The organism is Bacillus sp. VT 712 (genome assembly GCF_001614195.1).
Lineage (GTDB): Bacteria > Bacillota > Bacilli > Bacillales > Bacillaceae_H > Priestia > Priestia flexa.
Window position 1 is genome coordinate 20,959 of the sequence record NZ_LWBK01000020.1, and the last position, 26,958, is coordinate 47,916.

The window sequence follows — 26,958 nt, forward strand, 5'->3', positions numbered from 1 at the left end:
AAAACATCATCTTGTTGCACAATACAAATATAAAAAGGGGGTAAAACGCCATGTTTAAAAAGCTTTTTGGCGTCTTACAAAAAGTCGGAAAAGCACTTATGTTGCCGGTTGCGATTTTACCGGCAGCAGGTATCCTACTTGGGTTTGGTACTGCTTTTCAAAATGAAACGTTACTTGAAAGATTACCGGCTTTAAATGCTGACTGGTTCCAGATGGTTGCTCATGTTATGTCCAACGCTGGAGACATTATTTTTGGTAACTTACCTTTACTATTTGCTGTAGGGGTAGCAGTTGGGTTAGCTGGAGGAGAAGGCGTAGCCGGACTTGCAGCAATCGTTGGTTATTTAATTATGAACGTAACGATGGGTACAGTAAAAGGGCTGGATGGTTTAAAACCAGCTGAATTTGCTAAGTTATTAGAAGATCCTGCATACGCAAGTGTGTTAGGAATTCCAACGTTACAAACAGGTGTGTTTGGTGGTATTATAATTGGGGTGCTAGCAGCGGCTATGTACAACCGTTTCTTTAACATCGAGCTACCTCCATACTTAGGTTTCTTTGCTGGTAAGCGCTTTGTTCCAATCGCAACAGCGGTATCATCAATTGTTATTGGTTTAATCATGGTAGCAATATGGCCAATCATTCAAAATGCACTAAATGCATTCTCAAACAATATGATTGATGCAAACTTAACGCTATCGGCATTTATCTTCGGGGTTATTGAGCGTTCATTAATTCCATTCGGTTTACACCATATTTTCTATTCACCATTCTGGTATGAGTTTGGGTCTTATGTGAATCAAGCTGGTGAAGTGTTCCGTGGAGACCAACGTATCTTCATGGCACAATTAGCAGATGGTGCTGAATTAACAGCAGGTACGTTCCAAGTTGGTAAATTCCCGTTCATGATGTTCGGTTTACCAGCAGCAGCGCTTGCTATTTATCACGAAGCTCGTCCTGAAAATAAGAAGTATGTAGCTGGTATCATGGGTTCAGCGGCTTTAACATCATTTTTAACAGGTATTACAGAACCACTTGAGTTCTCATTCTTATTCGTAGCACCAGTTTTATTCGCAATTCACGCAGTGTTTGCTGGTCTATCATTTATGATCATGGAGATTTTAAATGTTAAAATTGGTATGACATTCTCCGGTGGGGTTATTGACTATATCCTATTCGGTGTGTTACAAAATAGAACAGATTGGTGGTTAGTAATCCCAGTTGGTCTTGTTCTAGCAGTTATTTATTACTTTGGTTTCCGCTTTGCGATCCGTAAGTTTAATTTAAAAACACCAGGTCGTGAAGAGAAATCGGATGATGCAGATAGTGATAAGGTTGAAGCGGGTGAATTACCACGCAATATCCTAGAAGCATTAGGTGGTCAACCAAACATTACGCACTTAGACGCATGTATTACTCGTTTACGTGTATCAGTTGATGATGTTAAAAATGTTGATAAAGAGCGATTGAAAAAGTTAGGGGCTTCTGGTGTGTTAGAAGTAGGTAACAATATTCAAGCAATCTTTGGTCCTAAATCTGATACGTTAAAGAGTCAGATTAAAGACATTATGGATGGCAAAACGCCTGTTGCACCAAAAGAAGAACCAAAAGCTGTAGAAGAAGCATCGAAAGCTGCGGTAAGCACAAACGGTGGCGACATTGTTTCACCAATTGAAGGAGAATTAGTTCCGTTATCAGAAGTACCGGACCAAGTATTCTCACAAAAATTAATGGGTGACGGTTTTGCGATTATTCCGAAAACAGGCACAGTAGTTGCGCCAGTGGATGGAAAGATAGTAAACTTATTCCCGACGAAGCATGCTTTAGGAATTGAATCAACGACTGGGCAAGAAATTCTAATTCACTTTGGAATTGACACAGTTAACTTAAAAGGTGAAGGTTTTGATGCACTTGTTGCTCAAGGTGACGAAGTGAAGCAAGGCCAACCATTATTACAAGTTGACTTGGATTTTGTAAAATCAAATGCACCATCTACGATTACACCTGTCATCTTTACAAACCTACAAGCAGATGAAAAGGTAAAAATCTTAAAGCAAGGCGAAGTTTCATTGCAAGAACAAAATATTATTACTATTTCAAAGTAAAAAGGAGATTGATTTAACATGGCACAAAAAACATTTACAGTAACAGCAGACTCAGGAATTCACGCACGTCCAGCAACAACATTAGTACAAGCAGCTAGCAAATTTGATTCTGATATCAACTTAGAGTTCAACGGTAAAACTGTAAACTTAAAATCAATCATGGGCGTTATGTCTTTAGGTATCCAAAAAGGAGCTACAATCACAATTTCTGCTGAAGGTTCAGACGAAGCTGATGCAATTGCAGCTCTTGAAGATACAATGAAAAAAGAAGGATTAGGCGAATAATGACAGTGGAAATTCAAGGCATTGCCGCTTCTAGCGGCATTGCTATTGCTAAAGCATTCCGTCTAGAAAATCCAGAGTTAACCGTTGAAAAGAAATCCGTTTCAGACGTTGAAGCTGAAGTAGCTCGTCTAGAAGAAGCACTTGCAACATCTAGATCAGAACTTGAAACGATTAAAGAACATGCGCGTAAAGAACTTGGCGAAGATAAAGCTGAAATCTTTGCAGCACATTTATTAGTATTAAGCGATCCGGAATTAATCAATCCGATTAAAGATAAAATTACTGGTGAAAACGTGAATGCAGAAGTCGCACTAGACGAAGTTGCAGCGATGTTCATCAACATGTTTGAGTCAATGGATAACGAATACATGAAAGAGCGTGCAGCAGATATTCGTGACGTAACGAAGCGTGTATTAGCACATCTTTTAGGTGTAAACGTTTCAAACCCAAGCATGATTTCTGAAGAAGTTGTCATTATTGCAGAAGACTTAACGCCATCTGACACAGCTCAGTTAAATCGTAAATTTGTAAAAGGGTTTACAACTGATATCGGAGGCCGTACTTCTCACTCTGCAATTATGGCCCGTTCAATGGAAATTCCAGCTGTTGTTGGAACAAAAACAGTTATGGAAGACATTGAAAACGATACACTTGTAATCGTTGATGGTCTTGATGGAAACGTTATTGTTAACCCATCAGAAGAAACGATTAAAGCGTATGAGAAAAAGGCAGAAGAATATGCAGCACAAAAAGCTGAATGGGCAAAGCTTGTAAACGAAAAAACAGTTTCAGCGGATGATCACCACGTAGAACTTGCTGCTAATATTGGAACGCCTGAAGATGTTAAAGGTGTATTAGAAAACGGTGGTGAAGGCGTTGGTCTTTACCGTACAGAGTTCTTATATATGGGTCGTGAAGAACTTCCAACAGAGGAAGAACAATTCACATCATACAAAACAGTTTTAGAGCGTATGGAAGGCAAGCCTGTTGTTGTTCGTACTTTAGATATCGGTGGAGATAAAGAGCTTCCTTATCTAAACCTACCTAAAGAAATGAATCCATTCTTAGGTTTCCGTGCAATCCGTCTATGCTTAGAAATGCAAGATATGTTCCGTACACAGCTTCGTGCGTTATTACGTGCTAGCGTATATGGAAACTTAAAAATCATGTTCCCAATGATTGCAACAGTTGACGAGTTCCGCCAAGCAAAAGCCATTCTTTTAGAAGAAAAAGCAAAGCTTGAAGCAGAGGGCGTTAGCGTTTCTGATAACATTGAAGTAGGTATGATGGTTGAAATTCCTTCTTCAGCAGTTATTGCAGATTTATTTGCAAAAGAAGTAGACTTCTTCTCAATTGGAACAAACGATTTAATTCAATACACGCTTGCGGCTGACCGCATGAATGAGCGCGTATCTTACTTATATCAACCGTATAACCCGGCAATCTTACGCTTAGTAAACATGGTTATTAAAGCGGCTCATAAAGAAGGCAAATGGGTTGGTATGTGTGGAGAAATGGCTGGAGATGAAATTGCGATTCCAATTCTTTTAGGCTTAGGCTTAGATGAATTCTCAATGAGCGCAACATCTATCTTAAAAGCACGTTCTCAAATCCGTCAATTATCAAAAGCGGATATTGAACCACACTTAGATGAGATTTTATCAATGTCTTCTACTGAAGAAGTAATTGAATTTGTAAAATCAAAATTCCATATCTAATAAAAGAGGCTGGGACATAAGTAATTCAGCTAATGATAAACCTGAACGATTGAGAGTTTCTCACTTTTAATCGTTCAGGTTTTTTGTTGATTGTGAAAACAATGTTGGAAACAGGGTGGAATGGAGCGTAGGACACTCGACTCCTGCGGGAGATAGAGGAAAGGTTGAGACCCCGCAAGCGCAGCGGGGAGGCTCAGATTCCTCCTCGCGGAAAGCGAGTGTCCGTAGCGCAATGGAACGAACTTGTTGCTATAAATTAACTATTGTAGAAACGTTATGATTCGTCTTTGAGAAGGGAGCATTTCGTTATGTCCCAACCTTGTGTTGTTTAAAAGAGCAAAGGTAAAAAGATATTAGCAAACACCATCGTTAAAAGTGCTGCTACAATCATTCCTAAGCTTGAGAATGTCCCTTCAATTTTACCAAACTCGAATGCACGAGCCGTACCTGTACCGTGTGACGCCACTCCTAAAAGCAAGCCCTTAGCTAGTGAAGAGTGAAGAGCAAGGTATTTGATAAGGGTAGGTGCAATAAACGTTCCAATAATGCCTGACAGCACAACGAATAAAATTGTAATATTCGGGTCTCCTCCAAGCGTTTCTGATACGTTAATGGCAATAGGAATAGTCACAGAACGTGGAATAATACTTTGTACAAGCGTGGCTTTCATATGGAAAAGACCCGCTAAAATCATTGAAGATACCATCGCTACAAGAGTTCCAGTTGCTACGCTTACGGCAATCTCTACACGATGTTTTTTTAGAAGATGAAAATACTTATACATCGGCACAGCAAATGCTACCGTAGCGGGTCCGAGCATGTAGCTAATAAAGTCTGCTCCTTGCTTATACTGATCGTATGAACCATGTGAGAATAATAAAAATATGATGAGCAAGCAGGGAGCTAGTAAAATAGGCGAAACCAAAATGGTTTTATATTTTTTATAAAGCCATTTTGAAAGCGTATAGACAACGAGTGTAAGTGGAAATGCTACAGCTGTTAACCAAGTCATTCGTTTGACACCTCCTTGCGTTTAGAAATAGATTCAGCCATCATTCCGGTAATCGCCATAACTACAATGGTACTTATCGTAACAACAATTAAAATTTGAAGTCCAAATGATTTAAGAACGTCTCCATAATTAATTAGACCTACAACGGCTGGAATAAAAAAGAGTAATAGTTCACCAACAAGCAAATTGCCAGCTCGCTCTACCCAATTTAATTTAATGACCTTCAAATGAAGCAACAAAAACAGCAAACCAAATCCAACAATGCTTCCTGGAATAGGAAGGTTCAGCGCTTGAGAAATCTGTTGACCAACAAAAAAGATTAATATGAAAAAAAGAATTTGAACAAATAATGTTAAAACCTTCATTATGATGTTCCTCCTTTAGCTTATTCATAATAATAGAGCCGCCTAATCGGCGACTCTATTGGGGGAAAAAGAAAGTATTTTTGGCTTATACCGATGAGGTATAAATTGAGAAGATGAATGCTACAAACTTATCTTACCTAAATTTAGCTATAACGTAAAATATATAATAACTATAATTACTATGCCTTTTAACTATAGCTAAAGTGGAATGAAAAAAGCCACCATCTTATAAAAGAGGTGGCTTTTTTGCTATTCTAAATTAGCATGTTTACCGTACATTTTGTGCGTGTCTAAACCTTTCTTTTCCATAAAGCGCAGAATAAGCGCATCGTAAAAAAGCAAGAGCGTTTGTTCAAATAGAGACCCCATTGGCTGTACAGTTTGATAGTCACTATTTGTTTGGTCTTTTTTTGCACCTGGAAGTTTGACAGTAAAATCAGCTAACGTTCCAAGCGTCGATTTAGGAGAGATGGTAACAACGCTAACTTTACCACCAATTTCTTTTGCTTTTTCCACAACTGGAATAAGCATTTTTGTTTCACCAGATCCAGATCCTAAGATAAGCAGGTCATCTTTGGTAAATGTTGAGGTAACGGTTTCGCCGATAACATAAGCATCAATACCCATATGCATCATTCTCATGGCAAATGATTTTCCCATGAAGCCTGAACGACCAGAGCCTGTTACGAAAACGCGCTTTGCTTCAATGATGGCATTAACAAGCTGCTCAGCTTCACTAGATGAAACACGCTCTGTAGTCTGTGTCAGTTCGTCTACAATTTGACGTAAATGGCTGTTAATATTCACGATTCGTTCCTCAGTTTGAAATAAGTTCTTTCATTTTAGCAGCTGTCGCTTTTTTATCGTCTTGACCTGTAATACCGCCACCAACAATAACAAGGTCTGGCTGAGCTTTTACTACTTCTGGTAACGTTTCTAACTTAATGCCACCAGCAACAGCGGTTTTTGCATTTTTAACAACGCTTTTGATCGTTACTAAGTCTTCAAATGAGTTTTGGCCAACAGCTTGTAAATCGTAACCAGTATGAACACAAATATAATCAACGCCAAGCTCATCTAATTCTTGAGCACGACCTTTAATATCTTTAACACCAATCATATCAACAAGGATTTTTTTGTTTTGTTTTTTTGCTTCTTCCACAGCACCTTTAATTGACATATCTTCAGCAACACCTAAAATCGTCACAATGTCAGCGCCAGCTTTTGATGCTTGCTGTACTTCGTAACCGGCAGCATCCATAATTTTAAGGTCAGCTAATACTTTTAAGTTTGGAAATGCTTCTTTAACCTCTTTTACAGCACGCAAGCCTTCGTTAATGACAACGGGCGTCCCGATTTCTACGATATCAATATGATCTTCAACTTCTTTAATAACCTCTTTTGCTTCAGCGATGTTTACTAAATCTAATGCTAATTGTAGTTCCATGCTTTCTTCACTCCTTAGAAATTCTATCTATTCACTGTTATGTAACAAAGCAACAGGTGTAAAAGTAGTATACCCAGTTTTATTTGCTGCTAAAAGTACGCACTTTGTAAACAACTACTATAGAATTTGATAGTATACTAGAGTATACTTTTGGTGATAACAGCTATGTAATCGCTTTATTTACTTGGGAAAATAGAGATGATGCATAATGCATCATCTCTAAAAAAATTTATTTCACAATTCTTATTTGGTGATTGCTTCACTTTTTTCTTGATTTACTAGTACAGTTTCACGGTAACTTTGTCCCCAGCTATACATAGCAGTTAAGACTGGTATCAGGCTTTGACCATGTTTAGTTAGCGAATACTCAACCTTTGGAGGAACGACAGGGTATACCTCTCGGTGGACGATTACATCATCTTCTAGCTCTCGTAGCTGATTTGCCAGCATGCGAGGCGTGATGTCAGGGATTAAGGCTTTTAATTCACCAAAGCGCTTTGTCCCTTCATGACCTAAATGCCATAGAATGAGCATTTTCCACTTTCCGCCGATGATAGCGAGCGTCAATTCTTTCTCACAATTAAATTCTTTATTTAGCTGACTCAATTGGTTCACCTCATTTTTGTTCCATTACTCAGTACCTTTTATTATACTTCTTATATTTCTATTTTTTCAAAAGTTTAGCTTGCAGCGCGTGCGATTATACAGTTTGTTTAATATGATCAATAAATGCTTGAGTGGCGTATGAAATATAGCGATCTTGTTTTGTAATAAGAGCTAGTTCCCAAGGAATCCCGTTTTCTAACTCAACAACTGTGAGCTGTTCTAAATCAATTTTTTCACACAAAGAATAAGGAAACAGCGCAATTCCTAAGTTAGCGGCGACCATTTCGCTAATAAAATCCCACTGTGAGCTTTTATAGCCAATAGTAGGCTCAAAGCCGCTTTTTAAACACTCATTGTAAACCATCTCATACATCGTAAAGTCTTCGTGAAACGAAATAAAGGTCTCATTTTTTAATTCTTGCAACGAAATGCTTTTATGACGAGCAAGAGGGTGGTTTTTATGAACAATGAGCTGCAAGGTTTCTTTTGCTAATGGGGTAAAGGAAAACATGTCCTCGTTTACTGGCAGTAGCACAACTCCTACGTCTACGTCTCCTTGTTCTACGATTTTCTCCATCTTTTTTGCTCCGTACTCAATCATTTGAATTTGAACGTCAGGATATTGCTCTCGAAATGATTTAATAATACGTGGGAAAAACAATGTACCGATAATGGGAGGAATGCCAATCTTAATGATTCCTCGTTTTAAATGCATTAAGTCATATAAAGAATTAGATAGGTCGCGTAAAGAAGCGATGATGCTTTCAGCTTGTTCATACACAATGGCTCCCGCATCAGTTAGTTCTACTTTTTTAAAGGAACGATCTAATAGTGGAGTTCCAAGCTCTTCCTCTAAAGACTTCACCATCTTACTTAGTGAAGGTTGTGAGATATGTAAAGCTTCTGAAGCACGCGTGAAATTTTTATGCTTAGCAACCTCAGTAAAATAATGTAGATGACGTACATCCATGAAAGCATTCACTCCAATTAAAATTTGTTTTTAGACTATGGAATATTGTAGCATCATATTCGGGAATTTTTAATGATTAAAATGGAAAGTTCTCAGAAAAATTACTGCATATATATATTTACACCTTCTTTATTTTAGAGATATAATAAATGAATTGAAGGAACGTATTTACTCTTTGAAATGAATTGGTAAGGTGGTTAGGAAGGTTGAGTAAAGCAGAAGGAATGAAAGATGTCGTTTATATAAATGGAAATGTAAATGAGAAGTGCTTTGTCACGCATGGCATTACGTTTAAAGAGTTCTATCAGTCATTGCGTAATCCTCTCACGAACCTTTTGTTATTAAAACATCAATTTGAAGATAGCGATTACCATTACTCTACTCATATGGACTATCTTGAAGAGGAACAGGTTTCTTTATTAGTAGACGAAGAGGTATCAGATTACGGTGATTTTTGTTGGATAGATGTAGATGATGTGTCTTCACTTGATTTATTGGAGCCACAAGATGTTGCTTCTCTCTTGTATTTAGGGCACATGAAAAAGCCCTTACATTCACCTTTTGTGAATAAATTAAGCAATCAGTTTGTTTATTTAGCTGGTGAAGATGGCTATTATAATAAAACGTATTATCGAGATGTATACGATATTAAGCATATGATAAGTCGTGTGATTCCGTTGAAAGCATCTTCTTTGAAGCAAAAAGGTTTTGGGTTTCGACGAAAAAAATCTGAATATCCTGCTTTACCACTTGTAGTAGCTAATACGCTTTTAATGTTGACGCAGGACGGCTTGCTCTTTGATTTTGAACAACAGGCTCAGTCACGTAAAGATCTGCATATTCCAGTCTATACGATCGGTCGATTTACGGATATGGAGGATATGTATAACGAGCGTTTTAATAATCAAGAAGAGAGTAAATTAAGAGCTTATTTGATTTTTAACAAAAAAGAAGCAGAGTGGACCCTAGAAGAAGTTTAGGAAAAGAGCATTGAAGAGATGCTCTTTTTTTATTTGAGTCATATCTGGATTTTGTGATACTATTAAAAAGATTCAGATAGTTAATAGACGATAGGCGGTGTCAAAGTGGAGTTGAATTTAAAGGAGAAAACAGCTTTAGTTTTTGCAGCGAGTCAAGGGCTTGGCAAAGCAATTGCAACACAGTTTGCTAAAGAAGGAGCGAATGTTGTAATAGCTAGTCGTTCTGAAGACAAGCTTCAAAGAGTAGTAAGCGAATTGAACAAAATAGAATTACATAATGTACGTTATATCAAAGCTGATGTAGCAAGCCTACAAGATATTGAACAAGCCGTTCGGTTTACGGAAGAAGAGTTTGGCACAATCGACATTTTAGTAAACAACGCGGGGGGACCAAAGGCAGGTAACTTTCTAGAGATGACTGATGAAGACTGGTATACGGCGTTTGAAAATAACTTAATGAGCTGTATTCGAATGACTCGGACTGTCGTTCCGATTATGAAGAAAAGCGGTGGCAAAATAATTAATATTGCCTCGTCTTCTATTAAAGAGCCAATACCTGGTCTTGTTCTGTCAAATACGTTTCGAACAGGAATTGTTGGCTTAACTAAAACGCTTGCTGAAGAGTTAGCAGCTTATGGTATTTTAATTAATACCGTTGCTCCAGGAAGAATTGCAACGGATCGAGTAGGAGAATTAGATTCAATTCGGGCTAATAAGTTAGGGATAACGAAAGAAGAAGTACAAACAGAAATGGCAAGTCAGATTGCTCTCGGACGCTATGGGAATCCTGAGGAGTTTGCTAAAGTCGTCACGTTTGTTGCTTCAGGAGCAAATTCGTATATGACGGGGCAGTCCTTTTTAGTAGATGGAGGCTTAGTGAAGTCTATTTAATAGAAAACACGCAAACGATGTGTTTGCGTGTTTTCTATTATTAGATCCATGTTGTTACTTGGTCTAATGGTAAACGATCACTAGCATGAGCAGGTTTTGCAGCTTTTCCAACAGAGATTAACATTACTGGGATGTAGCGATCTTCAATTTTAAATTCTTCAACAAATTTTTGAGCGTTAAAGCCACCCATTGAGCATGTATCATATCCTTTTGCTTTAGCAGCTAGCATGAACGTCATGGCAGCTAAAGAAGCGTTTGTAAATGCTGCATCACGTGCAAACGTTGCATTTTTATAAGCACCGTTAATTTGACCAGCTAAAATGTCTTTTACTTCCGCAGTCATGTGACCAGTGTCAACTAATGGGTTATATACAGCATCTGTGTTTTTGTTTGCTTCTAAGTCACCTAAGATTGCGATGACTGCACCTGCTTCAACAATCTGTTTTTGATTGTATGCAATTGGAAGCAAGCGTTCTTTTGCAGCTTCGTCTGTAATGACAACGAAGTGCCAGTGCTGTAAGTTCCATGCAGAAGGTGATTTCACTGTTGCGTCTAGTAGCTCAGTTAATTCTTCTTTACTTAATTTTACAGATGTGTCATAGTGGCGAATTGATGTACGCTCGCTTACAACATCAAAAAAATTTTTAGACATACTAAAAAACCTCCAATAAATAAATGTGAAAATGATGGAATTGATGCACATTCTATCCTGTTTATAGGATGAACGTCAAGATATATGCTTTAGTATGCCTAAGGGGTTGTCATCACAAACATTGAGCTTGAAAAGAAAAGAGGAGACTTTATGAAAATTGGATTTATCGGTAGCGGTGTTATGGGAAGCAGCATGATTATGCATTTACTAAAGGCAGGTTATTCTGTGAATGTATATACGCGTACAAAAGAAAAAGCAAAAGAGGTTATTGCTAAAGGAGCTATGTGGAACGATAGTCCAGCGACCGTAGCAAGCGAATCTGACATCATTATTACCATGGTAGGTTATCCAGCTGATGTGAGAGAAATTTATTTTGGGAAAGAGGGAATTTTACATAATGCGAAGGCTGGTTCATATGTTATTGACATGACCACTTCGGAGCCAAGCTTAGCTGTTGAAATATACCAACAAGCGAAAGAGTTAAGGATTCATGCGTTAGATGCTCCCGTATCAGGTGGAGATGTAGGGGCTAAAAATGGAACATTAACAATTATGGTCGGAGGAGACAAGAAAGCATTTGAAGCGTGTAAAGATGTCTTTTCGCTCTTAGGAACAAACGTTATTTTACAAGGTGATGCAGGAGCTGGTCAACACACAAAAATGTGTAACCAAATTACGATTGCTTCCAATATGATGGGCGTTGCTGAAGCACTTGTTTATGCTGAGAAAGCAGGCCTTGATCCGGAGAAGGTATTAAGCTCAATTTCTGCAGGAGCGGCGGGAAGTTGGTCGCTGAGCAATTTAGCTCCGCGTATGATAAAAGAAGATTTCGAACCTGGCTTTTATATTAAGCATTTTATAAAAGACATGCAGATTGCTTTAAAGGAAGCAAAAGAGCTAGGAATGGAAACACCAGGGTTAGCTCTTGCGAATCATCTATATGAACAGTTAGCTGCAGAAGGAGAACAAGATAGCGGAACTCAGGCTTTATATAAGCTATATAAAAAAGAATAAAGTTCTAGTTAAGGTTGTAAAAAAGTACATTAATAAAAAAGCGTGAGTTTCCATGAGAACTCACGCTTTTTTATTAATATATCATTAGTAGGAGGTTAGATAGGATACGTATAGAAATCATAGCTAAACAAAGCTCGTTAAGTCATTTTTAGCCTTTTTTTGTTTGCAAATAGGATTCCATACGGTCCATTGCTTCAACCAACGTCTCCATTGCATAAGCATAAGAAAGTCTAACATAGCCTTCACCTAGGTCTGAAAATGCACTACCGGGAACAAGAGCTACGCCTGCTTCTTTTACTAACTCAAGTGCAAAGTCAAACGACGACATGTTAAGTGATTGAATCGATGGGAAAATATAAAAAGCACCGTTAGGCTTTTCCACATCAAAGCCCATCTTAACAAGACGCTCGTAAACATAATTCAATCGTCTTTCGTATTCTTTTTTCATGTCTACAGCATCATTTTTACCTGCTGTTAAAGCGTTAAGAGCCGCAGCTTGCGAAATGGATGATGCGCAGCTGACGTTGTATTGATGCACTTTTAAAATATGCTTTGTTAAGTATGCTGGCGCAAATAATAACCCGATGCGCCAACCTGTCATCGAATGAGACTTAGATACGCCGTTTACCACAATGGCTTTATCACGCATTGAAGGAATGGCTGCAATCGAATGATGGTTACCTTCAAATACAAGTTCACTATAAATTTCGTCAGATAAGACAAAAACCTCTTTATCCTTTAACAAGTCAGCAATCTCTTGAAGCTCTTCTTTGGACAGCGTTACGCCGGTTGGATTTGAAGGGTAAGGTAAGATAACACATCTTGTTTTATCCGTTAGGTGCTGCTCAATTAAATCAGCAGTTAAACGAAATCCAGTTTGTGTTGTATCAATATGTACAGGAATAGCACCGTTTAATTTAATGAGCGGTTCGTATCCAGGATAGACTGGACCTGGTAAAAGTACCTCTGAGCCTTCTTCTAAAATTGTTCGCATCGCAATATCAATGGCTTGACTCGCTCCAATCGTAACAATGATCTCAGATGATGGATCGTAGGATAATTGATACTTTGTATGTACAAACTCAGCGGCTGCTTTTCTTAGCTCAATTGTTCCTGCATTATGTGTGTAAGACGTAGCGTTTTCATCAATAGCCGTTTTAGCAGCTTCTTTCACATGAGGCGGCGTTAGAAAATCAGGTTGTCCAATTGTTAATGACAATACGTTATCATACTGAGCTACCATATTATAAAATTTGCGAATACCCGACAGTTCAATGCCTTTTACTCGTTTGTTAATTAAATGTTCCATACTAGTCGTTCCATCCTTCCACAGTGTTTCACTCATTTTATCATAATGTATACATGTAAAAAACCACTATCTTCTCAATGCAGATTGAGAAGATAGTGGTTTTAATCATTCACTTTATAAAAGGTGAGAATAGCGAGCTATTAATTTGTAAAAAAGTTCTTCATCTCTGTTATCAAGCGCTTCGTCAATTAATTCTCTTACATGCTTTTTGTTAAAATCCGTTGATAACTTTTTCAACAATAGACTTGCTTCTTTTGAATAGTATGGTTGGACAGGTCTAAATGAAGTAGATGTGGCGAAATTTTTATTTTTTCGATAATCGTTCATCACTCAACAACCCCTTTAATTATACTTACTAATCTATACCCTCTTATGGCGCATGTAACCCTCCGTTTTCTAAAAATCATAAATAGACACTGTGTTTTTATGATTTTATTGCTAAACGAGAGGGGGAGTTTTATTTAAATGTATGTATTTAGTTGAAATACAGTGAGAGGTAGTCTACTTAAAATTATTATGTATGTAACAGCTTCGTAAGGGTAGTGGAAATCACGCCAATCGAAGAACAGAAGCTAGTGTTAACCCCCTCATAGTTACACACAAAAAAGAGTTTGGGACATAACAAAATGATTGCTTCTAAGAGACGAACAATAGCTGTTCCAATCTTTTTGGTTTGTCTGAACACGTTCGTTCCATTGCGCTACGGCCACTCGCTTTCCGCGGGGAGGAACCTGAGCTTCCTCGCTGCGCTGCGGGATCTCCGTTTTCCCTCTCTTTCCCGCAGGAGTCGAGTGACCTACGCTCCATTCCACCCTGTTTCCAACATTGTTTTCACAATCAACCAAAAAACCTGAACGATTAAAAGTTATGAACTCTCAATCGTTCAGGTTTATCATTGGCTGAATTACTTATGTCCCAGCCTCTTTCAAAGCAATTATGCATTATGTTTATAGTTAGAATCAGTCAGTGTGTATGTTTCCTTCGCGCCAGTACACAGGAGATACATGACCGAAGTCCACCGTTTGGTTGTCTAATGTCACGATACAGTGATCTGTGCCAGCTTGCTCTTTAATATTCTCGTAAATCTCTTCTTCTACATCTTCAATAATAGTCATTTCATTTTCATCATTAAAAAGAATGACGGAACCTTTCATTAAACATACACCTTCTTTAAGTAATTGTGGTTTATCATGTGTAGTATAAAGGGTTTCAATTCAATCGTCCACAGGTATTACAAAGATTTTCGTTAACATTTTGTGAACGAGTTATATCCTAGAAGATAAGAATTTGTTATTAAACCTCTCGCACTTTCAGCCGATAATTACTAATACAGAGATGAAAACGTTTTATGTTAAAAACATTTATTTTTTAGGTGGTTTTACTTTACGACTATAAAGTTTCATTACTATAATAAAGGACGACCACTACATAAGTACACTTTACTATGGAAGGGCGAAAATTTATGCAGCACGATAAAGGAATCCTATTAGAAAGCGGAACAAATGAGCTAGAAATTGTTGAATTCTCAGTCGATACTATTCGTTTTGGAATCAATGTTATTAAAGTTCGAGAAATCATTAACCCAGTAACCATTACACCGGTTCCTAATTCCCATTCTTACATAGAAGGAATCATTGAGCTGAGAGGAGAAGTTCTGCCTGTTGTTGACGTTGCGAAGGCACTAAAGCGCCCAGCATCGAATCAACCTGCTAAGGATAAATTTATTGTCACAGAATTTAATCAACAAAAAATTGTTTTTCACGTTCATCAAGTCACGCAAATTCATCGCATATCGTGGATGGAAATTGAAAAGCCTTCAGATTTATACCAAGGGCTAGAAACTCAAATCACGGGTGTAGTAAAAGATGAAAGCGATATGATTTTATTACTGGACTTTGAAAAACTTGTCACCGACGTTAATCCTGAAGCTGGAATTGATCAGTCTAAAATTAAGCGATTAGGTCAGCGTCAGCGATCAAGCAAGCGATTAGTAGTTGCTGAAGACTCACCGTTATTACGCAAAATGATTTCAGATACATTGGAAACAGCAGGCTATGCCAATACAGAGTTTTTTGAAAACGGGTATGATGCGTTACTTTATCTACAATCACTCGTAGAGTCAGGCCATGCCATTGAAGATGAGGTACAACTAGTTATTACAGATATTGAAATGCCACAAATGGATGGACATCATCTTACCAAGAAAATAAAAGAAGATGATCGTTTATCTGCACTCCCTGTTATTATTTTTTCATCTCTAATCACAGAAGATTTACGTCATAAAGGAAAAATGGTTGGTGCACAAGCACAAGTAAGTAAACCGCAAATTGGTGAACTAGTGCAAATGATTGATGAATTTATTTTATAAAGTAGTTGTGAGCAATATCAAGTTAATGAAAAAAGTGCCTCAATTGTTTCTTTGAGGCACTTTTTTATTTACTTACCAATAGCTTTTACCTAGTGGCTTAAAAACAGGCGCCTGCCGTTTGCGAACATTAGAAGGCTGAACAGGGTTAGGTGCTGATAATAAAAAGCCAGTATATTTGGATAATAATCGTTTTGCATAAGATAGTGACATTGTCGTTTTGGGATTTCGATATTGATGGTTTAAGTGACCGAGGTGTGTTAGTTCTTTGAAGTCCTCTTTTTTAGGAGGCATATGGAAAAAGTAATCTCCAACGGATACCAGCACATCTGATTTTTGCTGACTTTTACCTGGGTTAGGTGAAAAATGAAGTCCTTCTTTTTTTGCTTTTCCTTCTGAAATCAGTTGCTCAAGCGCAAGCTTTTTTAACGTATAAAGCTGCTTCGGATCAGGGGCTGCTTTAGCGTGCCTGTTTACCGTGAAAATAGCTTGTGCAATCTCAGCAGTAGATGGATTGAACGTTTCTTGGTTGGTTGAATGAGGCATAAATAAATTCACTCCCTTTCATTAGTCGCTTCATGAAGCAAATGCTGTTTCATAAGGCTTAGTTCTTTTATTATAGCGTGTCTTGTCCAATTTGAAAATAATTACACAGAGATTGGATAAATTCAAAAATATTTTTCTTTTAGGTTTCGTTTAAAAATGAGAGGTTATACAAATAATACAACAAAAGTTTGAAAGCATAAGAAGGTGTTGAATGAAGTGGATATTTTAATTGCATTAATTCCCGCTGTCATGTGGGGGAGTATTTTACTTGTAAGTTCGAAGCTCGGAGGCAAAGCTTATAGCCAAACAATTGGTTTAACTGGAGGAGCGCTTTTATTCTCGATTGTAGCATTTTTTATTGTCTCACCTGAACTTACATGGAAAATCTTTATTGTAGGTTTTGTTTCAGGTTTATTCTGGTCAGTTGGTCAAATGAACCAATTCTCAGCCGTTGAATATTTAGGTGTATCAAAAACACAGCCTATTTCCACAGGTATGCAGCTAGTCGGGACATCGTTATTTGGTGTCTTACTGTTTGGTGAATGGTCAACTCAAACAAAGCTACTAATTGGAATTGCTGCTCTTGCGTTTATTATTGTAGGTGTAGTGTTTACGTCATTAAATGATAAAAATAACAAAGAAGCTGATGGGAAAAGTCAATTTGGTAAAGGGATGTTTACACTTTTCATTTCAACATTAGGTTACATAGGTTATTTTATCGTCGTTCAATGGTTTGGAGTAGAAGGCTGGTCTGCGATTTTACCACAGTCTTTGGGTATGCTATCAGGTGCATTGCTTCTTACTTTCCGTCATAAGCCATTTAACAAATATGCTACACGCAACATCTTAACAGGATTTGTTTGGGCAACAGGTAATATTGGTCTATTAGTAGCAGCTCCTCGTGTCGGAGTAGCAACAAGTTTTTCATTCTCACAAATGGGAATTATTATCTCAACGTTAGGTGGTATTTTCCTACTTGGTGAAAAGAAATCGAAAAAACAAATTACGTTTGTCATCATCGGCTGTATTCTAATCATCGTAGGTGGGGTACTGCTTGGATTTACGAAAAAATAAATAAAACTCTCATAAAAAACGAAACCAGAAAAAAAAGGAGCGATTACTGTGTATAAAGATTTAGAAGGAAAAGTAGCAATCGTGACAGGAGCGGCAACTGGACTTGGAAAATCAATTGCAATAAGATTTGGACAAGAAAAAATGAAAGTGGTTGTGAACTATCGTTCAAAAAGTGAAGATGCTCAAAAAGTAGTGGAAGAAATTAAGCAAAATGGTGGAGAGGCAATCGCTGTACAAGCTGATGTATCAAAAGAAGAAGATGTGAAGCGATTGATTGAATCAGCTCATACGACATTTGGATCGCTAGATGTCATGATGAATAATGCTGGAGTTCAAAAAGAAATTCCCTCTCATGAAATGTCGCTTGAAGAATGGAACAAAGTCATTTCTGTTAACTTATCAGGGACGTTTATGGGGTGTAGAGAAGCAATTAATTACATGCTTGAACATAATATCAAAGGTACGGTCATCAACATGTCAAGCGTACACGATATTATCCCGTGGCCACATTTTGTTCATTATGCATCAAGTAAAGGCGGCATTAAAATGATGACAGAAACGTTAGCATTAGAATATGCGCCAAGAGGAATTCGCGTAAATTCAATTGGTCCAGGTGCGATTAATACGCCAATCAATGCTGAAAAATTCTCAGATCCATCAACCAAAGCCGATGTGGAAAAGCTGATTCCAATGGCTAAGATTGGAGAACCAGAAGAAATTGCAAGCGTCGCGGCATGGTTAGCATCGAACGAAGCTAGATATGTTACGGGCATCACGCTGTATGCTGATGGTGGAATGACCCTATATCCAAGTTTTCAAGCAGGAAAAGGTTAATTCATTCTTCTAGAAGGACGAATATACACACCGGTACCATTTGGCACAATGGAAGCAAGTTCGTTTACTTGTTCGTTTTTCATTCGAATACAGCCTTTTGAAACGGCTTTTCCAATCGAACTAGGGTCATTTGTTCCATGAATGCCATAGGATTGTTTTGAAAGGCTTAGCCACATTGTACCAAATGGTCCACCGGGATTTGGCTCTCTATTCACAATGACAAAGTCTCCAACAGGTGTTGTGCTAAGCATCTGCCCAACAGCAATTGGGTAAGTTGCTTTCACAACATTATTTTCTCTTAGCTCCAACTCTCTCTCCGCGATAAAGACATGAATGGAATATGGAATGGTTGTTTTATCTGGTAGGTCAGGAATAAGAATTACTTGCCCTGGTACGATGATGTTTGGGTTTAACCCTGGATTGGCTGCAAGAATCATACTGAAAGGCCTTCGATAATCAAGTGAAATTTGATACAATGTTTCACCTTGTTTCACAACATGGAGCATGACTTTCCCTCCTTAATCATAAATCTTTTTAAAATTAACAGAATTTTTCGTTATTATATAAATCTATAGGATTATTTGTTACTATATGAACAGCGTGAGGAGAAAGTGAGCAATAGAGTAAAGGTTTCATATATACGAAATTAGAAGGTGTTGAACAAAAATGAAAATGAAGCACGGAATGATTGACATTGGGTCGAATACAATGCGACTAGTGATTTATGAAAATAGAGAACGGAAAGGCTTCAAGCAAATTGAAAACCTCAAAGTAGTAGCCAGATTACGTAATTATTTAGATAATGACAGTTTGTTAAACGAAGAAGGCATTCATGTTTTGCTTCAAACGCTACAAACGTTTCAAATTATTACGCGTCATCACGAATTAACACACGTTAGCTGCATAGCGACTGCTACGGTTAGACAAGCTAAAAATAAAGAGTACATTGTCCAGCTGGTTAAAGAAAACACTGACTTCTCAATGAAGATCTTATCGGAATATGAAGAGGCCTTTTATGGTTTTTTTGCCGTGACGAATTCAACTTCAATAGAAGAAGCTGTAACAATTGACATAGGAGGAGGGAGCACAGAACTTACTTACTTTCGAAATAGAGAACTTGTTGAATATCATAGCTTTCCTTTTGGTGCGCTCTCCTTACGTTTGCAGTATGTGAAAGACCATGTACCGACCAATGAAGAAAGAGGCAAAATCCGTGATTTTGTACGAAGTGAATTTCAAACGCTATCTTGGCTTAAAAAACGCTATGTACCAATTGTAGCAATCGGTGGAAGTGCGAGAAATCTTGTACAGCTCCATCAAAGTTTTATTCAGTATCCGCTTGCTGGGGTGCATCAATATAAAATGGCACCTAGGGACATTGCACAAGTGAAAACAATTATTACCCCCTACTCCTACGCTGAACTTCAAAAATTAGAAGGGCTATCCAAAGATCGAGCAGACACCATTATGCCTGCTATTGAAGTGTTTCAAGCCCTGTGTGAGGTCGTAAACGCGCCTTCATTTATTCTCAGTCGTAAAGGGCTTAGAGAAGGAGTGCTATATAAAGAAGCACATGAGCAAAGCCAGGGAACAATGTATCCCGACGTAGTGGAACGTAGTTTTCAAGAACTTGTCGATGACTTTGAAATTAATCCAATTTACGTTCAACAAGTAACGCGTACCGCTACAATGCTGTTTCAGCACCTGCGAGTGAATGCTTTACCAACCTTAACAGATGATGACCTCGAATTGTTAAGAAAAGGGGCTCAAGTGTTTCATTTGGGAGAATATATTGATTCAGAATCCAGCAGTCAGCATACGTTTTATTTATTAGCAAATCGTACAATTGACGGGTTAACGCATTTAGAACGCCTAAAGTTAGCATTAGTTGCTTCTTATAAAGGGAAATCTACGTTTAGACAATATATTGAGCCGTTTCGTGAATGGATTTCAAAAGAAGAACAGAGAAAACTCTTATTAGTAGGAGCTCTATTAAAATTGGCAACAAGCTTAAATGCAACTAAGCGAAATGTGGTAACACATATAGAAGTCAAGATTACGGATGCAATGTTAACTTTTACGCTCGTGTGTAATGGTAATTATAAAGCGGAAGAATACCAAGCTGAAAAACAAAAAAAGCATTTAGAAAAAGTGTTGAAAAAACCTATTGCGTTGAATTTTAAATACATTACGAATTAAAAGGTAATACTATTCCTGTACAAAATAAGAAATAAAAAATATACATGTCGTTCATCTTATCTTTATAATTAGTTCATAATTAGATATTAATTAAAAAAGGAGAGCATTTGGGGGGAAATGTAGATGGTGGATGTGGATAAAATATATAGACTGGATAAAGAAAATGAACTGACAAACCCTTCTTATTATAATAACCGGGAACTAAGCTGGTTGGCATTTAATCAGCGCGTACTAGAAGAGGCGATTGATAAACGGAATGCTCTTTTAGAACGATTAAAATTTCTAGCGATTTTCAGCTCTAATTTAGACGAATTTTTTATGGTAAGAGTAGCAGGAATAAAAGATCAAGTAAAAGCAGGATTTAATAAGCCTGAGAATAAAGCGGGACTGACCCCAAAACAGCAGCTTTCAGCAATCGCGATTAAAAATCATGAGCTCATTAAAGTTCAATCTGAAACCTATATGCATACTTTATTGCCATTGTTAAAACAAGAACAAATCAACTTTGTTTCAATCAAGGAATTAACGACGCATCAGAAAGAGTTTTTAAAATCTTATTTTATAGATCAAGTGTTTCCTGTTTTAACTCCAATGGCAGTTGATGCATACCGACCGTTTCCGATACTTCTCAATAAAAGTTTAAATTTAGCTGTGGTATTAAAAGAAGATAACGAAGAGCAGCAAGTTATGGGGATAAAAGGAAGACTTGCCATTGTGCAGGTGCCTGCGGTTTTAGAACGGTATATTGAACTCCCAACGGATTCATTGGAACGCTCATTCGTTTTATTAGAAGAAGTGATTGCCCACTTTATTCAGCAATTGTTTAGCGGTTATGAAGTAACATCTGTGACGCAGTTTCGCATTACGCGAAATGCGGATATGACCATTCATGAAGAAGGAGCTCGAGACCTTTTAAAAGAAATTGAGAAAGAGCTGAAAAAACGAAAATGGGGCGCTGCTGTGCGTTTAGAAGTAAAAGCCTCTTATTATGATGAACAGGTTCTAGTCTATTTAAAAAGAGTGTTGGATATCCACACGAAAGATGTGTACGTAGTTGACTCACCTCTTGATTTAACCATGCTGTTTTCGTTTTGTGACAAGATTAAAGTGACGCATGAGCATTTAGGTGTTGAAATGTTTATCCCGCAGCCTCCGCAAGATTTAGCATCGGATGAAGATATCTTTGAAAAATTGTTAGAGCAGGATTTGTTGTTTCATCATCCCTACGAGTCGTTTGAGCCGGTTGTTGACTTTGTAGCCGATGCTGCAGAAGATCCTGATGTATTAGCCATTAAACAAACTTTATATCGTGTAAGCGGAGATTCACCCGTCATAAAAGCGCTGCAAAGAGCTGCTGAAAATGGAAAACAGGTTACCGTATTGGTTGAATTAAAAGCACGGTTTGATGAAGAGAAGAACGTTCAATGGGCAAAAAAATTAGAAAAAGCGGGTTGTCACGTTATCTATGGGATGACACACTTAAAAACGCATAGCAAAATTACGCTTGTTGTCAGGAAGCGCCACAATCGAATTGAGCGATTTGTTCATCTTGGCACAGGCAATTATAATGACGCAACGGCTAAAATCTATACGGATATTAGTTACTTAACATCAAAGCGCCAGTTTGGTATTGATGCAACTAATTTCTTTAATTACTTAAGTGGTTATACGCAAAAGCCAGCTTATCACCACTTATCAGTTGCGCCGTTTGATATTCGAGATGATTTCCTTGCGTTAATTGATAAAGAAATAGCATGTCATAAAAAACACGGCAATGGCCGAATTATTGCTAAGATGAATTCCCTGACAGATAAGGCATTAATTATGAAGTTATATGAAGCTTCGCAGGCTGGTGTGTCCATTGATTTAATTGTCCGCGGTACGTGTTGTCTGCGTCCCAAAGTGGAAGGGATTAGCGAACATATTCGAGTGAGGAGTATTATAGGGAGGTTTTTAGAGCATAGTCGCATCTATACATTTCATCACAATGGAGAAAAAAAGGTGTATTTCTCATCTGCTGATATGATGACAAGAAATATGGTAAAGCGCGTTGAAATTCTATTTCCAATTCTCGAAAAATCGTTAAAAAACAGAACGCTAAAATGGTTAAACCTTATGCTTGAAGATAACATAAAAGCTAGAGAGCAGGATGCGAGCGGAAATTACTATTACCTGCCGCAGGGGCAACAAGAAGCTGTTGATAGCCAAAAAGTTTTTAGGCAACTAGCATATCAAGTCATGGAAGATGAAGAGTAAACAAAAAAGCCGATAGAAATCGGCTTTTGCACTTGTTATCGAGGAATGGGGCCAAATCCTGGTGTGCCTGGAGCTCCATAGAAAGTGTTGTAAACATGTGGACCTCCATAGTATGGAGTAGGTGGATATGGGTAGAACGGAGGGCAACAAACCGGGCGTCCACCGAATCCGCTCACTGCTAGTCCTCCAAGTAAGCCACCAGCTAGGCCAGCTACGAATGGCAAAGCAAAAAAGCGCTGTTCACCGTTAGGAGCGGTACGATATACGCCATACGGATAATATTGATGATACATAATTCAACCTCCTTCAATGTTGTCTATGTAGTGTATGGTGGTAGGTTTCATTATGAGTCTGTCTTACTATATGTTTCTAGTGTAATCACAAAAAAACGTCTAACTAGACGTTTTCTTCAGTGTGAATAATGTAATTTCAGGTGTAGCTAAAAATCTAAAAGGAATGCGCGTTGTGCCGATGCCGCGGTTCACATATAGCTGCATTTTGCTTTCTCCAACCTCGTAAAATCCTTCTGGATAAACTGTACCAAAAGGAGGAGTGATTAACGGCCCGAAAAATGGAAGCTGAATTTGTCCTCCGTGACTATGCCCTGATAGCTGTAAATCAACGGGAAATGCCGCAGCTTTAACTGCTACGTCAGGTTCATGAATCATAGCGATTGAAAAAGTAGAAGGCTCTAATCGACTAAGTGTTTGTTCATATTGAGGATCTCCTAACATCACATCATCTAACCCACAAATCTGGATATATTCGCCGCTATCAAGTGTAATGGTGCGTACGTCATTGACTAGAAGTTGGAAGTTTGATTCTTGAATTACATCTTGATAAAGCGTCGTACCATATCCTCCATGATCATGATTTCCGTAAATTGCGTACTTTCCAAGAGGCGACTTTAATCGGTGTAAAATAGGAGGAATTCGATGCGGATAAGCATATTCATTCGGTGCATCCATTAAATCTCCTGTAAACAAAATGACATCAGGTTTGAGGCTGTTAATCTTACTAACAAGCTCTTCTAGCTGCTGAAGATTATAAGAAAGCCCAAGGTGAGTATCACTAAATTGTAAAATTGTCCGATTGTGAAAGCCGGTTGGAATATTGTTTGAAAAGATGTTTTTACGCGTTATCTGGAGTCGCCTTGGCTCAATATACTTCGCATATGTATAACCAAAGGAAGTCGTTAATACAGTTCCTAACGATAAAGAAAGTAAACCTTTTAAAAAAGAGCGTCGTGTATACGTCTTTTTCATTTTAAAATCAACCTATTCTCTTTCATATTGCCATTCTACTTATAATGGCTAAAGTTTAATTATAGCACCTCTGAAAAAAGGATAAAACTTAAAACCCTTATTTACCTAAATAACTAGTAAAAAAAACTTATTTTCGAGAAAAGTGAATAACTATTCATTTCTCTTTTAGATAAAAAAAGGTAGAATAAAAGAGTAAGAGTTTTAATAAAAGGGGGATAACAGAATGAAGGAGAAAGTAGTGATTGTAACAGGTGGTTCAAGTGGGATGGGCAAACATATGGCGAAGCGTTTTGCTAGCGACGGAGCGTATGTCGTAATTACTGGAAGGTCTCTAGAGAGGTTAGAAGAAACGAAGGCGGAGATTGAAACATTTGAAAATCAAGTATTACCTGTGCAGATGGATGTACGAAACCCTGAAGATGTAAAGCGGATGGTAAGTGAAACTGATAAGCAGTTTGGGCGAATCGACTACCTTATTAACAATGCCGCAGGGAATTTTATATGCCCTGCAGAAGAGCTTTCAGTAAACGGTTGGAAAAGTGTTATTGATATTGTGTTAAACGGTACATTTTACTGTAGCTCCGAAGTAGGAAAGTATTGGATTGACCACAAGATTAAAGGAGCCATTACGAATATTGTAGCTACATATGCCTGGAATGCAGGTGCTGGAGTTATTCATTCAGCTTCAGCTAAAGCTGGCGTGTTAACAATGACAAGAACATTAGCTGTTGAATGGGCAAGTAAATATGGTATTCGAGTGAATGCAATCGCTCCTGGACCAATTGAGCGTACTGGTGGAGCAGATAAATTATTTCAATCTGAAAAGATGAAAGCGCGTACACTTAATTCGGTACCACTTAGACGATTTGGTACACCAGAAGAAATTGCAGGACTAGCTGCATTCTTATTTTCGGATGAAGCCTCTTATATTAATGGTGAATGCATAACAATGGATGGAGGTCAATGGTTAAACCAATATCCTTTTTAAATGAAGGAAAAAAGCAGACAGTCGAATGTCTGCTTTTTTGAACTTTATGAAAGCGTTACTTCATTGCAAAGACTAGCAAAAACAGGATTTTCATATTATACTTACTAAAAATGTATATATAGTAATTGAGCACATTGAATGCTACAAAAAAGCTTGAATATTCATTGCGCTTACGTAAACCAATGAAAGTAGATCAAAAGGTCTGGAAAGAGGATTGAATTGAATCTATATGATAAGGGGGAACGTCATGGATCCTTTAGATGTGTTAACAAACATAGAGAACACCCTTCCATATTATCAAGCAATTTTTAGTGCGGATGAACACAAGATTGTTGGGTATGAAGTGTTAGCAAGGATTAAACAAGATGACGAGATTGAAAGTTTAGGAGCTTTTTTTCACGATGATGCGATTCCGGATGAATATCGAATTGAAGTGGATTATGCCGTTTTAACAAAAGCATTGAATCACATTTTAGAGCAGAAAGAAGAGTTTTTAATCTTTATTAATCAAAATCCCAATTTATTGATGAATGACCATGGAGAATCACTGTTAGAACTATTGCAGTATTTTGAAACAAAGGGGTTATCACTTAATCGAGTTGTTTTAGAAATTACTGAGCACAATTTTAATGGTGATATTGAATCTCTTCAGCATTTGTTGAAATATTATCAAACGTATGGCATTAAGGTGGCAATTGATAATATCGGTAAAGAAAGCAGTAACTTAGATCGTATTGGTTTGCTTTCACCAGATATCTTAAAAGTAGATTTGCATATTTTACGACAAACCGCTATGACGCAGTCTTATCAAGACGTTTTGTACTCGTTATCATTGCTAGCGCGTAAAATGGGAGCTACCCTGCTGTATGAAGACATTGAGGCTTCTTACCAGCTGCAATATGCATGGCGTAACGGTGGGAGGTACTTTCAAGGTTTCTATTTACATAAACCATCAGCTGAGTTGGTTGACCCGTTTCTGTTAAAAGATAAATTGAAAAATCAATTTGAAATGTTTATTGCTCATGAAAAGAAAAAATTACAGGCTATTTATGAATTAACGGAGAGTTTCGAAGTGAAAATGCAGCAGTTAATGAGTCAATGTCGCAAGATGGAAGGCTATGACGAGATGCTTCAGTATATTGCGAGTGAGCTTTCAATCGCATGCTTTCGAGTATATATATGCGACGAGAATGGGTTTCAGCGCTCATCAAACTTCTTAAAGAAAGAACATGAATGGATTGCTGAGCCAGATTACCTTCACAAAAACTGGAGCTGGCGTCCGTATTTTCTCGAAAATATCATCCGAATGAATCATGAGCAACGTGGGATTTTATCGGACTTATATAACGATATTGAAACAGGAGAGAACATCCGAACCTTTTCGTACCCAATTGAAAACGGTCATTATCTATTTATTGATATTTCATACGCCTTTTTATATGAGAAAGACGCATTATAAAAAAACATGCCCACTCTTAGTTGGGGGCATGCTTTTTTTTATTTCTAAAAATGAAAGAATATGGGGTTAAAAAGAAGGAAAGCTATTACTAATTAAAACGAAAGGGATGATCGTTTATGAAAAAAGTAGTAGCATCCATAATCATATTTTTATGTGTAGTGTGTTTGTATACGCCCGCCCAGGCTGAAGTCGACGGAGATACGCGCAATGAAATCTTTACTGCGCTACATGAAGCATTTCAAGCACAGCTTCGTTTAACGAACGAGCATTATTCAAAGGAAAAAGCAATGAATACACTGCTTCCATATTTTGAAAAAAGTTATGCAGAGAAATTTCTAGATGACAATATGGTTCAAGAAGCTCAGGGGTATACCGTATACGGTTCTGATTTTGCTCTTCATTATATCCCGTATTTTTCATATGATGAACAGACAAAGGTAGCGGTTCATCCATCTATGCAAAAAGCTTACGTCTTCGAATATTTTCCGGCTGTAAAAGATGGCCCCGTATCTTACGTTGGGCATTATGAGATGCTGACGTTGACTCGCCATGAAGGAAAATGGAAAGTGTCAGGATTTACATATAGTAATCAAAAGCCGAGCTAACCTTTTCTCATAA

28 protein-coding genes are annotated in these 26,958 nt (G+C 37.7%); 14 read left to right on the plus strand and 14 right to left on the minus strand.

Annotation, left to right across the window (positions count from 1 at the left end):
* Positions 1-50: 50 nt before the first annotated feature.
* Genes ptsG through ptsP form a run of 3 tightly spaced genes read left to right on the plus strand, consistent with a single transcriptional unit; the run spans position 51 to position 4,108 of the window.
* Entirely contained in the window at positions 51-2,105 is a 2,055-nt protein-coding gene (gene ptsG, locus A2U94_RS11385; protein WP_025909185.1) for a glucose-specific PTS transporter subunit IIBC, read from the plus strand.
* Positions 2,106-2,123: 18 nt separating this feature from the next.
* A complete protein-coding gene (locus A2U94_RS11390; RefSeq protein WP_025909186.1) occupies positions 2,124-2,390 on the plus strand; it encodes a phosphocarrier protein HPr in 267 nt (88 codons plus the stop codon).
* Positions 2,390-4,108, plus strand: a complete 1,719-nt coding sequence (gene ptsP, locus A2U94_RS11395) for a phosphoenolpyruvate--protein phosphotransferase (RefSeq protein WP_025909187.1) — start codon at positions 2,390-2,392, stop codon at positions 4,106-4,108. Before A2U94_RS11390 ends, ptsP begins: the two co-directional genes overlap by 1 nt.
* A 328-nt stretch (positions 4,109-4,436) precedes the next feature.
* On the opposite strand, the gene A2U94_RS11400 is transcribed toward ptsP, so the two are convergent.
* The 6 genes from A2U94_RS11400 to A2U94_RS11425 all read right to left on the minus strand — a co-directional run bounded on the left by A2U94_RS11400 (position 4,437) and on the right by A2U94_RS11425 (position 8,508).
* Positions 4,437-5,120, minus strand: coding sequence for an LrgB family protein (locus A2U94_RS11400; protein WP_025909188.1), 684 nt, complete (start codon positions 5,118-5,120; stop codon positions 4,437-4,439).
* Complete coding sequence (locus A2U94_RS11405) at positions 5,117-5,485, minus strand: CidA/LrgA family protein (RefSeq protein ID WP_035320391.1); 369 nt, start codon at positions 5,483-5,485, stop codon at positions 5,117-5,119. Before A2U94_RS11405 ends, A2U94_RS11400 begins: the two co-directional genes overlap by 4 nt.
* A 249-nt stretch (positions 5,486-5,734) precedes the next feature.
* Positions 5,735-6,286: a 6-phospho-3-hexuloisomerase gene (gene hxlB / locus A2U94_RS11410; RefSeq protein WP_373688707.1), complete on the minus strand. Its 552-nt coding sequence runs from the start codon at positions 6,284-6,286 to the stop codon at positions 5,735-5,737.
* Positions 6,287-6,302: 16 nt separating this feature from the next.
* Positions 6,303-6,932: a 3-hexulose-6-phosphate synthase gene (gene hxlA, locus A2U94_RS11415; protein ID WP_025909191.1), complete on the minus strand. Its 630-nt coding sequence runs from the start codon at positions 6,930-6,932 to the stop codon at positions 6,303-6,305.
* A gap of 243 nt (positions 6,933-7,175) precedes the next feature.
* A complete protein-coding gene (hxlR, locus tag A2U94_RS11420; RefSeq protein WP_025909192.1) occupies positions 7,176-7,538 on the minus strand; it encodes a transcriptional activator HxlR in 363 nt (120 codons plus the stop codon).
* 94 nt (positions 7,539-7,632) lie between these two features.
* Positions 7,633-8,508, minus strand: coding sequence for a LysR substrate-binding domain-containing protein (locus tag A2U94_RS11425; protein WP_025909193.1), 876 nt, complete (start codon positions 8,506-8,508; stop codon positions 7,633-7,635).
* Positions 8,509-8,714: 206 nt separating this feature from the next.
* Between A2U94_RS11425 and A2U94_RS11430 the strand changes: the two genes are divergently transcribed.
* Together A2U94_RS11430 and A2U94_RS11435 are read left to right on the plus strand one after the other, a co-directional pair.
* Positions 8,715-9,488, plus strand: a complete 774-nt coding sequence (locus A2U94_RS11430) for a hypothetical protein (RefSeq protein ID WP_025909194.1) — start codon at positions 8,715-8,717, stop codon at positions 9,486-9,488.
* A 105-nt stretch (positions 9,489-9,593) separates the two neighbouring features.
* Positions 9,594-10,379 (plus strand): SDR family oxidoreductase, encoded by a 786-nt coding sequence (locus tag A2U94_RS11435; RefSeq protein ID WP_035320403.1) that lies wholly within the window; start codon positions 9,594-9,596, stop codon positions 10,377-10,379.
* A 40-nt stretch (positions 10,380-10,419) separates the two neighbouring features.
* Here the strand turns inward: A2U94_RS11435 and A2U94_RS11440 are convergent, their stop codons facing one another.
* On the minus strand, positions 10,420-11,031 hold the full coding sequence (locus A2U94_RS11440) for a nitroreductase family protein (protein WP_025909196.1): 612 nt from the start codon (positions 11,029-11,031) through the stop codon (positions 10,420-10,422).
* Positions 11,032-11,181: 150 nt separating this feature from the next.
* Here A2U94_RS11440 and A2U94_RS11445 point away from each other — a divergent pair, with 150 nt between their 5' ends.
* Entirely contained in the window at positions 11,182-12,045 is an 864-nt protein-coding gene (locus A2U94_RS11445) for an NAD(P)-dependent oxidoreductase (RefSeq protein ID WP_025909197.1), read from the plus strand.
* Positions 12,046-12,193: 148 nt separating this feature from the next.
* On the opposite strand, the gene A2U94_RS11450 is transcribed toward A2U94_RS11445, so the two are convergent.
* From A2U94_RS11450 to A2U94_RS11460, 3 genes are all read right to left on the minus strand, one after another.
* Positions 12,194-13,354 carry an aminotransferase A gene (locus A2U94_RS11450; protein ID WP_025909198.1) on the minus strand — a complete coding sequence of 387 codons (1,161 nt, stop codon included), beginning with the start codon at positions 13,352-13,354 and terminating at the stop codon, positions 12,194-12,196.
* Between the two features lie 114 nt (positions 13,355-13,468).
* Complete coding sequence (locus tag A2U94_RS11455) at positions 13,469-13,681, minus strand: IDEAL domain-containing protein (protein ID WP_025909199.1); 213 nt, start codon at positions 13,679-13,681, stop codon at positions 13,469-13,471.
* Positions 13,682-14,313: 632 nt separating this feature from the next.
* Positions 14,314-14,508, minus strand: coding sequence for a protein YkzT (locus tag A2U94_RS11460; protein WP_025909200.1), 195 nt, complete (start codon positions 14,506-14,508; stop codon positions 14,314-14,316).
* Between the two features lie 308 nt (positions 14,509-14,816).
* Between A2U94_RS11460 and A2U94_RS11465 the strand changes: the two genes are divergently transcribed.
* Complete coding sequence (locus A2U94_RS11465; RefSeq protein WP_025909201.1) at positions 14,817-15,722, plus strand: chemotaxis protein; 906 nt, start codon at positions 14,817-14,819, stop codon at positions 15,720-15,722.
* A 72-nt stretch (positions 15,723-15,794) separates the two neighbouring features.
* On the opposite strand, the gene A2U94_RS11470 is transcribed toward A2U94_RS11465, so the two are convergent.
* Positions 15,795-16,265, minus strand: coding sequence for a YkyB family protein (locus tag A2U94_RS11470; protein ID WP_025909202.1), 471 nt, complete (start codon positions 16,263-16,265; stop codon positions 15,795-15,797).
* Between the two features lie 216 nt (positions 16,266-16,481).
* On the opposite strand from A2U94_RS11470, the gene A2U94_RS11475 reads away from it, so the two are divergent.
* Together A2U94_RS11475 and A2U94_RS11480 are read left to right on the plus strand one after the other, a co-directional pair.
* Entirely contained in the window at positions 16,482-17,339 is an 858-nt protein-coding gene (locus tag A2U94_RS11475; RefSeq protein WP_025909203.1) for a GRP family sugar transporter, read from the plus strand.
* Between the two features lie 48 nt (positions 17,340-17,387).
* A complete protein-coding gene (locus A2U94_RS11480) occupies positions 17,388-18,173 on the plus strand; it encodes a glucose-1-dehydrogenase (protein ID WP_025909204.1) in 786 nt (261 codons plus the stop codon).
* Here the strand turns inward: A2U94_RS11480 and A2U94_RS11485 are convergent.
* The gene (locus A2U94_RS11485; RefSeq protein WP_025909205.1) at positions 18,170-18,679 is read right to left on the minus strand and encodes a L,D-transpeptidase family protein; all 510 of its coding nucleotides are present in this window, start codon (positions 18,677-18,679) and stop codon (positions 18,170-18,172) included. The two genes, A2U94_RS11480 and A2U94_RS11485, sit on opposite strands and share 4 nt — an antisense overlap.
* A gap of 160 nt (positions 18,680-18,839) precedes the next feature.
* Between A2U94_RS11485 and A2U94_RS11490 the strand changes: the two genes are divergently transcribed.
* Together A2U94_RS11490 and A2U94_RS11495 are read left to right on the plus strand one after the other, a co-directional pair.
* Complete coding sequence (locus A2U94_RS11490) at positions 18,840-20,372, plus strand: Ppx/GppA family phosphatase (protein ID WP_035320394.1); 1,533 nt, start codon at positions 18,840-18,842, stop codon at positions 20,370-20,372.
* Between the two features lie 123 nt (positions 20,373-20,495).
* Complete coding sequence (locus A2U94_RS11495; RefSeq protein ID WP_025909207.1) at positions 20,496-22,628, plus strand: RNA degradosome polyphosphate kinase; 2,133 nt, start codon at positions 20,496-20,498, stop codon at positions 22,626-22,628.
* Positions 22,629-22,663: 35 nt separating this feature from the next.
* Here the strand turns inward: A2U94_RS11495 and A2U94_RS11500 are convergent, their stop codons facing one another.
* Positions 22,664-22,921, minus strand: coding sequence for a hypothetical protein (locus tag A2U94_RS11500; protein ID WP_025909152.1), 258 nt, complete (start codon positions 22,919-22,921; stop codon positions 22,664-22,666).
* Positions 22,922-23,020: 99 nt separating this feature from the next.
* Positions 23,021-23,893: a metallophosphoesterase gene (locus tag A2U94_RS11505; RefSeq protein ID WP_025909151.1), complete on the minus strand. Its 873-nt coding sequence runs from the start codon at positions 23,891-23,893 to the stop codon at positions 23,021-23,023.
* A gap of 223 nt (positions 23,894-24,116) precedes the next feature.
* Between A2U94_RS11505 and fadH the strand changes: the two genes are divergently transcribed.
* The 3 genes from fadH to A2U94_RS11520 all read left to right on the plus strand — a co-directional run bounded on the left by fadH (position 24,117) and on the right by A2U94_RS11520 (position 26,945).
* Entirely contained in the window at positions 24,117-24,881 is a 765-nt protein-coding gene (gene fadH, locus A2U94_RS11510) for a 2,4-dienoyl-CoA reductase (RefSeq protein ID WP_025909150.1), read from the plus strand.
* 247 nt (positions 24,882-25,128) lie between these two features.
* Entirely contained in the window at positions 25,129-26,340 is a 1,212-nt protein-coding gene (locus A2U94_RS11515) for an EAL domain-containing protein (RefSeq protein ID WP_025909149.1), read from the plus strand.
* Between the two features lie 116 nt (positions 26,341-26,456).
* Positions 26,457-26,945 (plus strand): DUF3993 domain-containing protein, encoded by a 489-nt coding sequence (locus A2U94_RS11520; RefSeq protein WP_025909148.1) that lies wholly within the window; start codon positions 26,457-26,459, stop codon positions 26,943-26,945.
* The last annotated feature ends 13 nt before the right edge of the window (positions 26,946-26,958 follow it).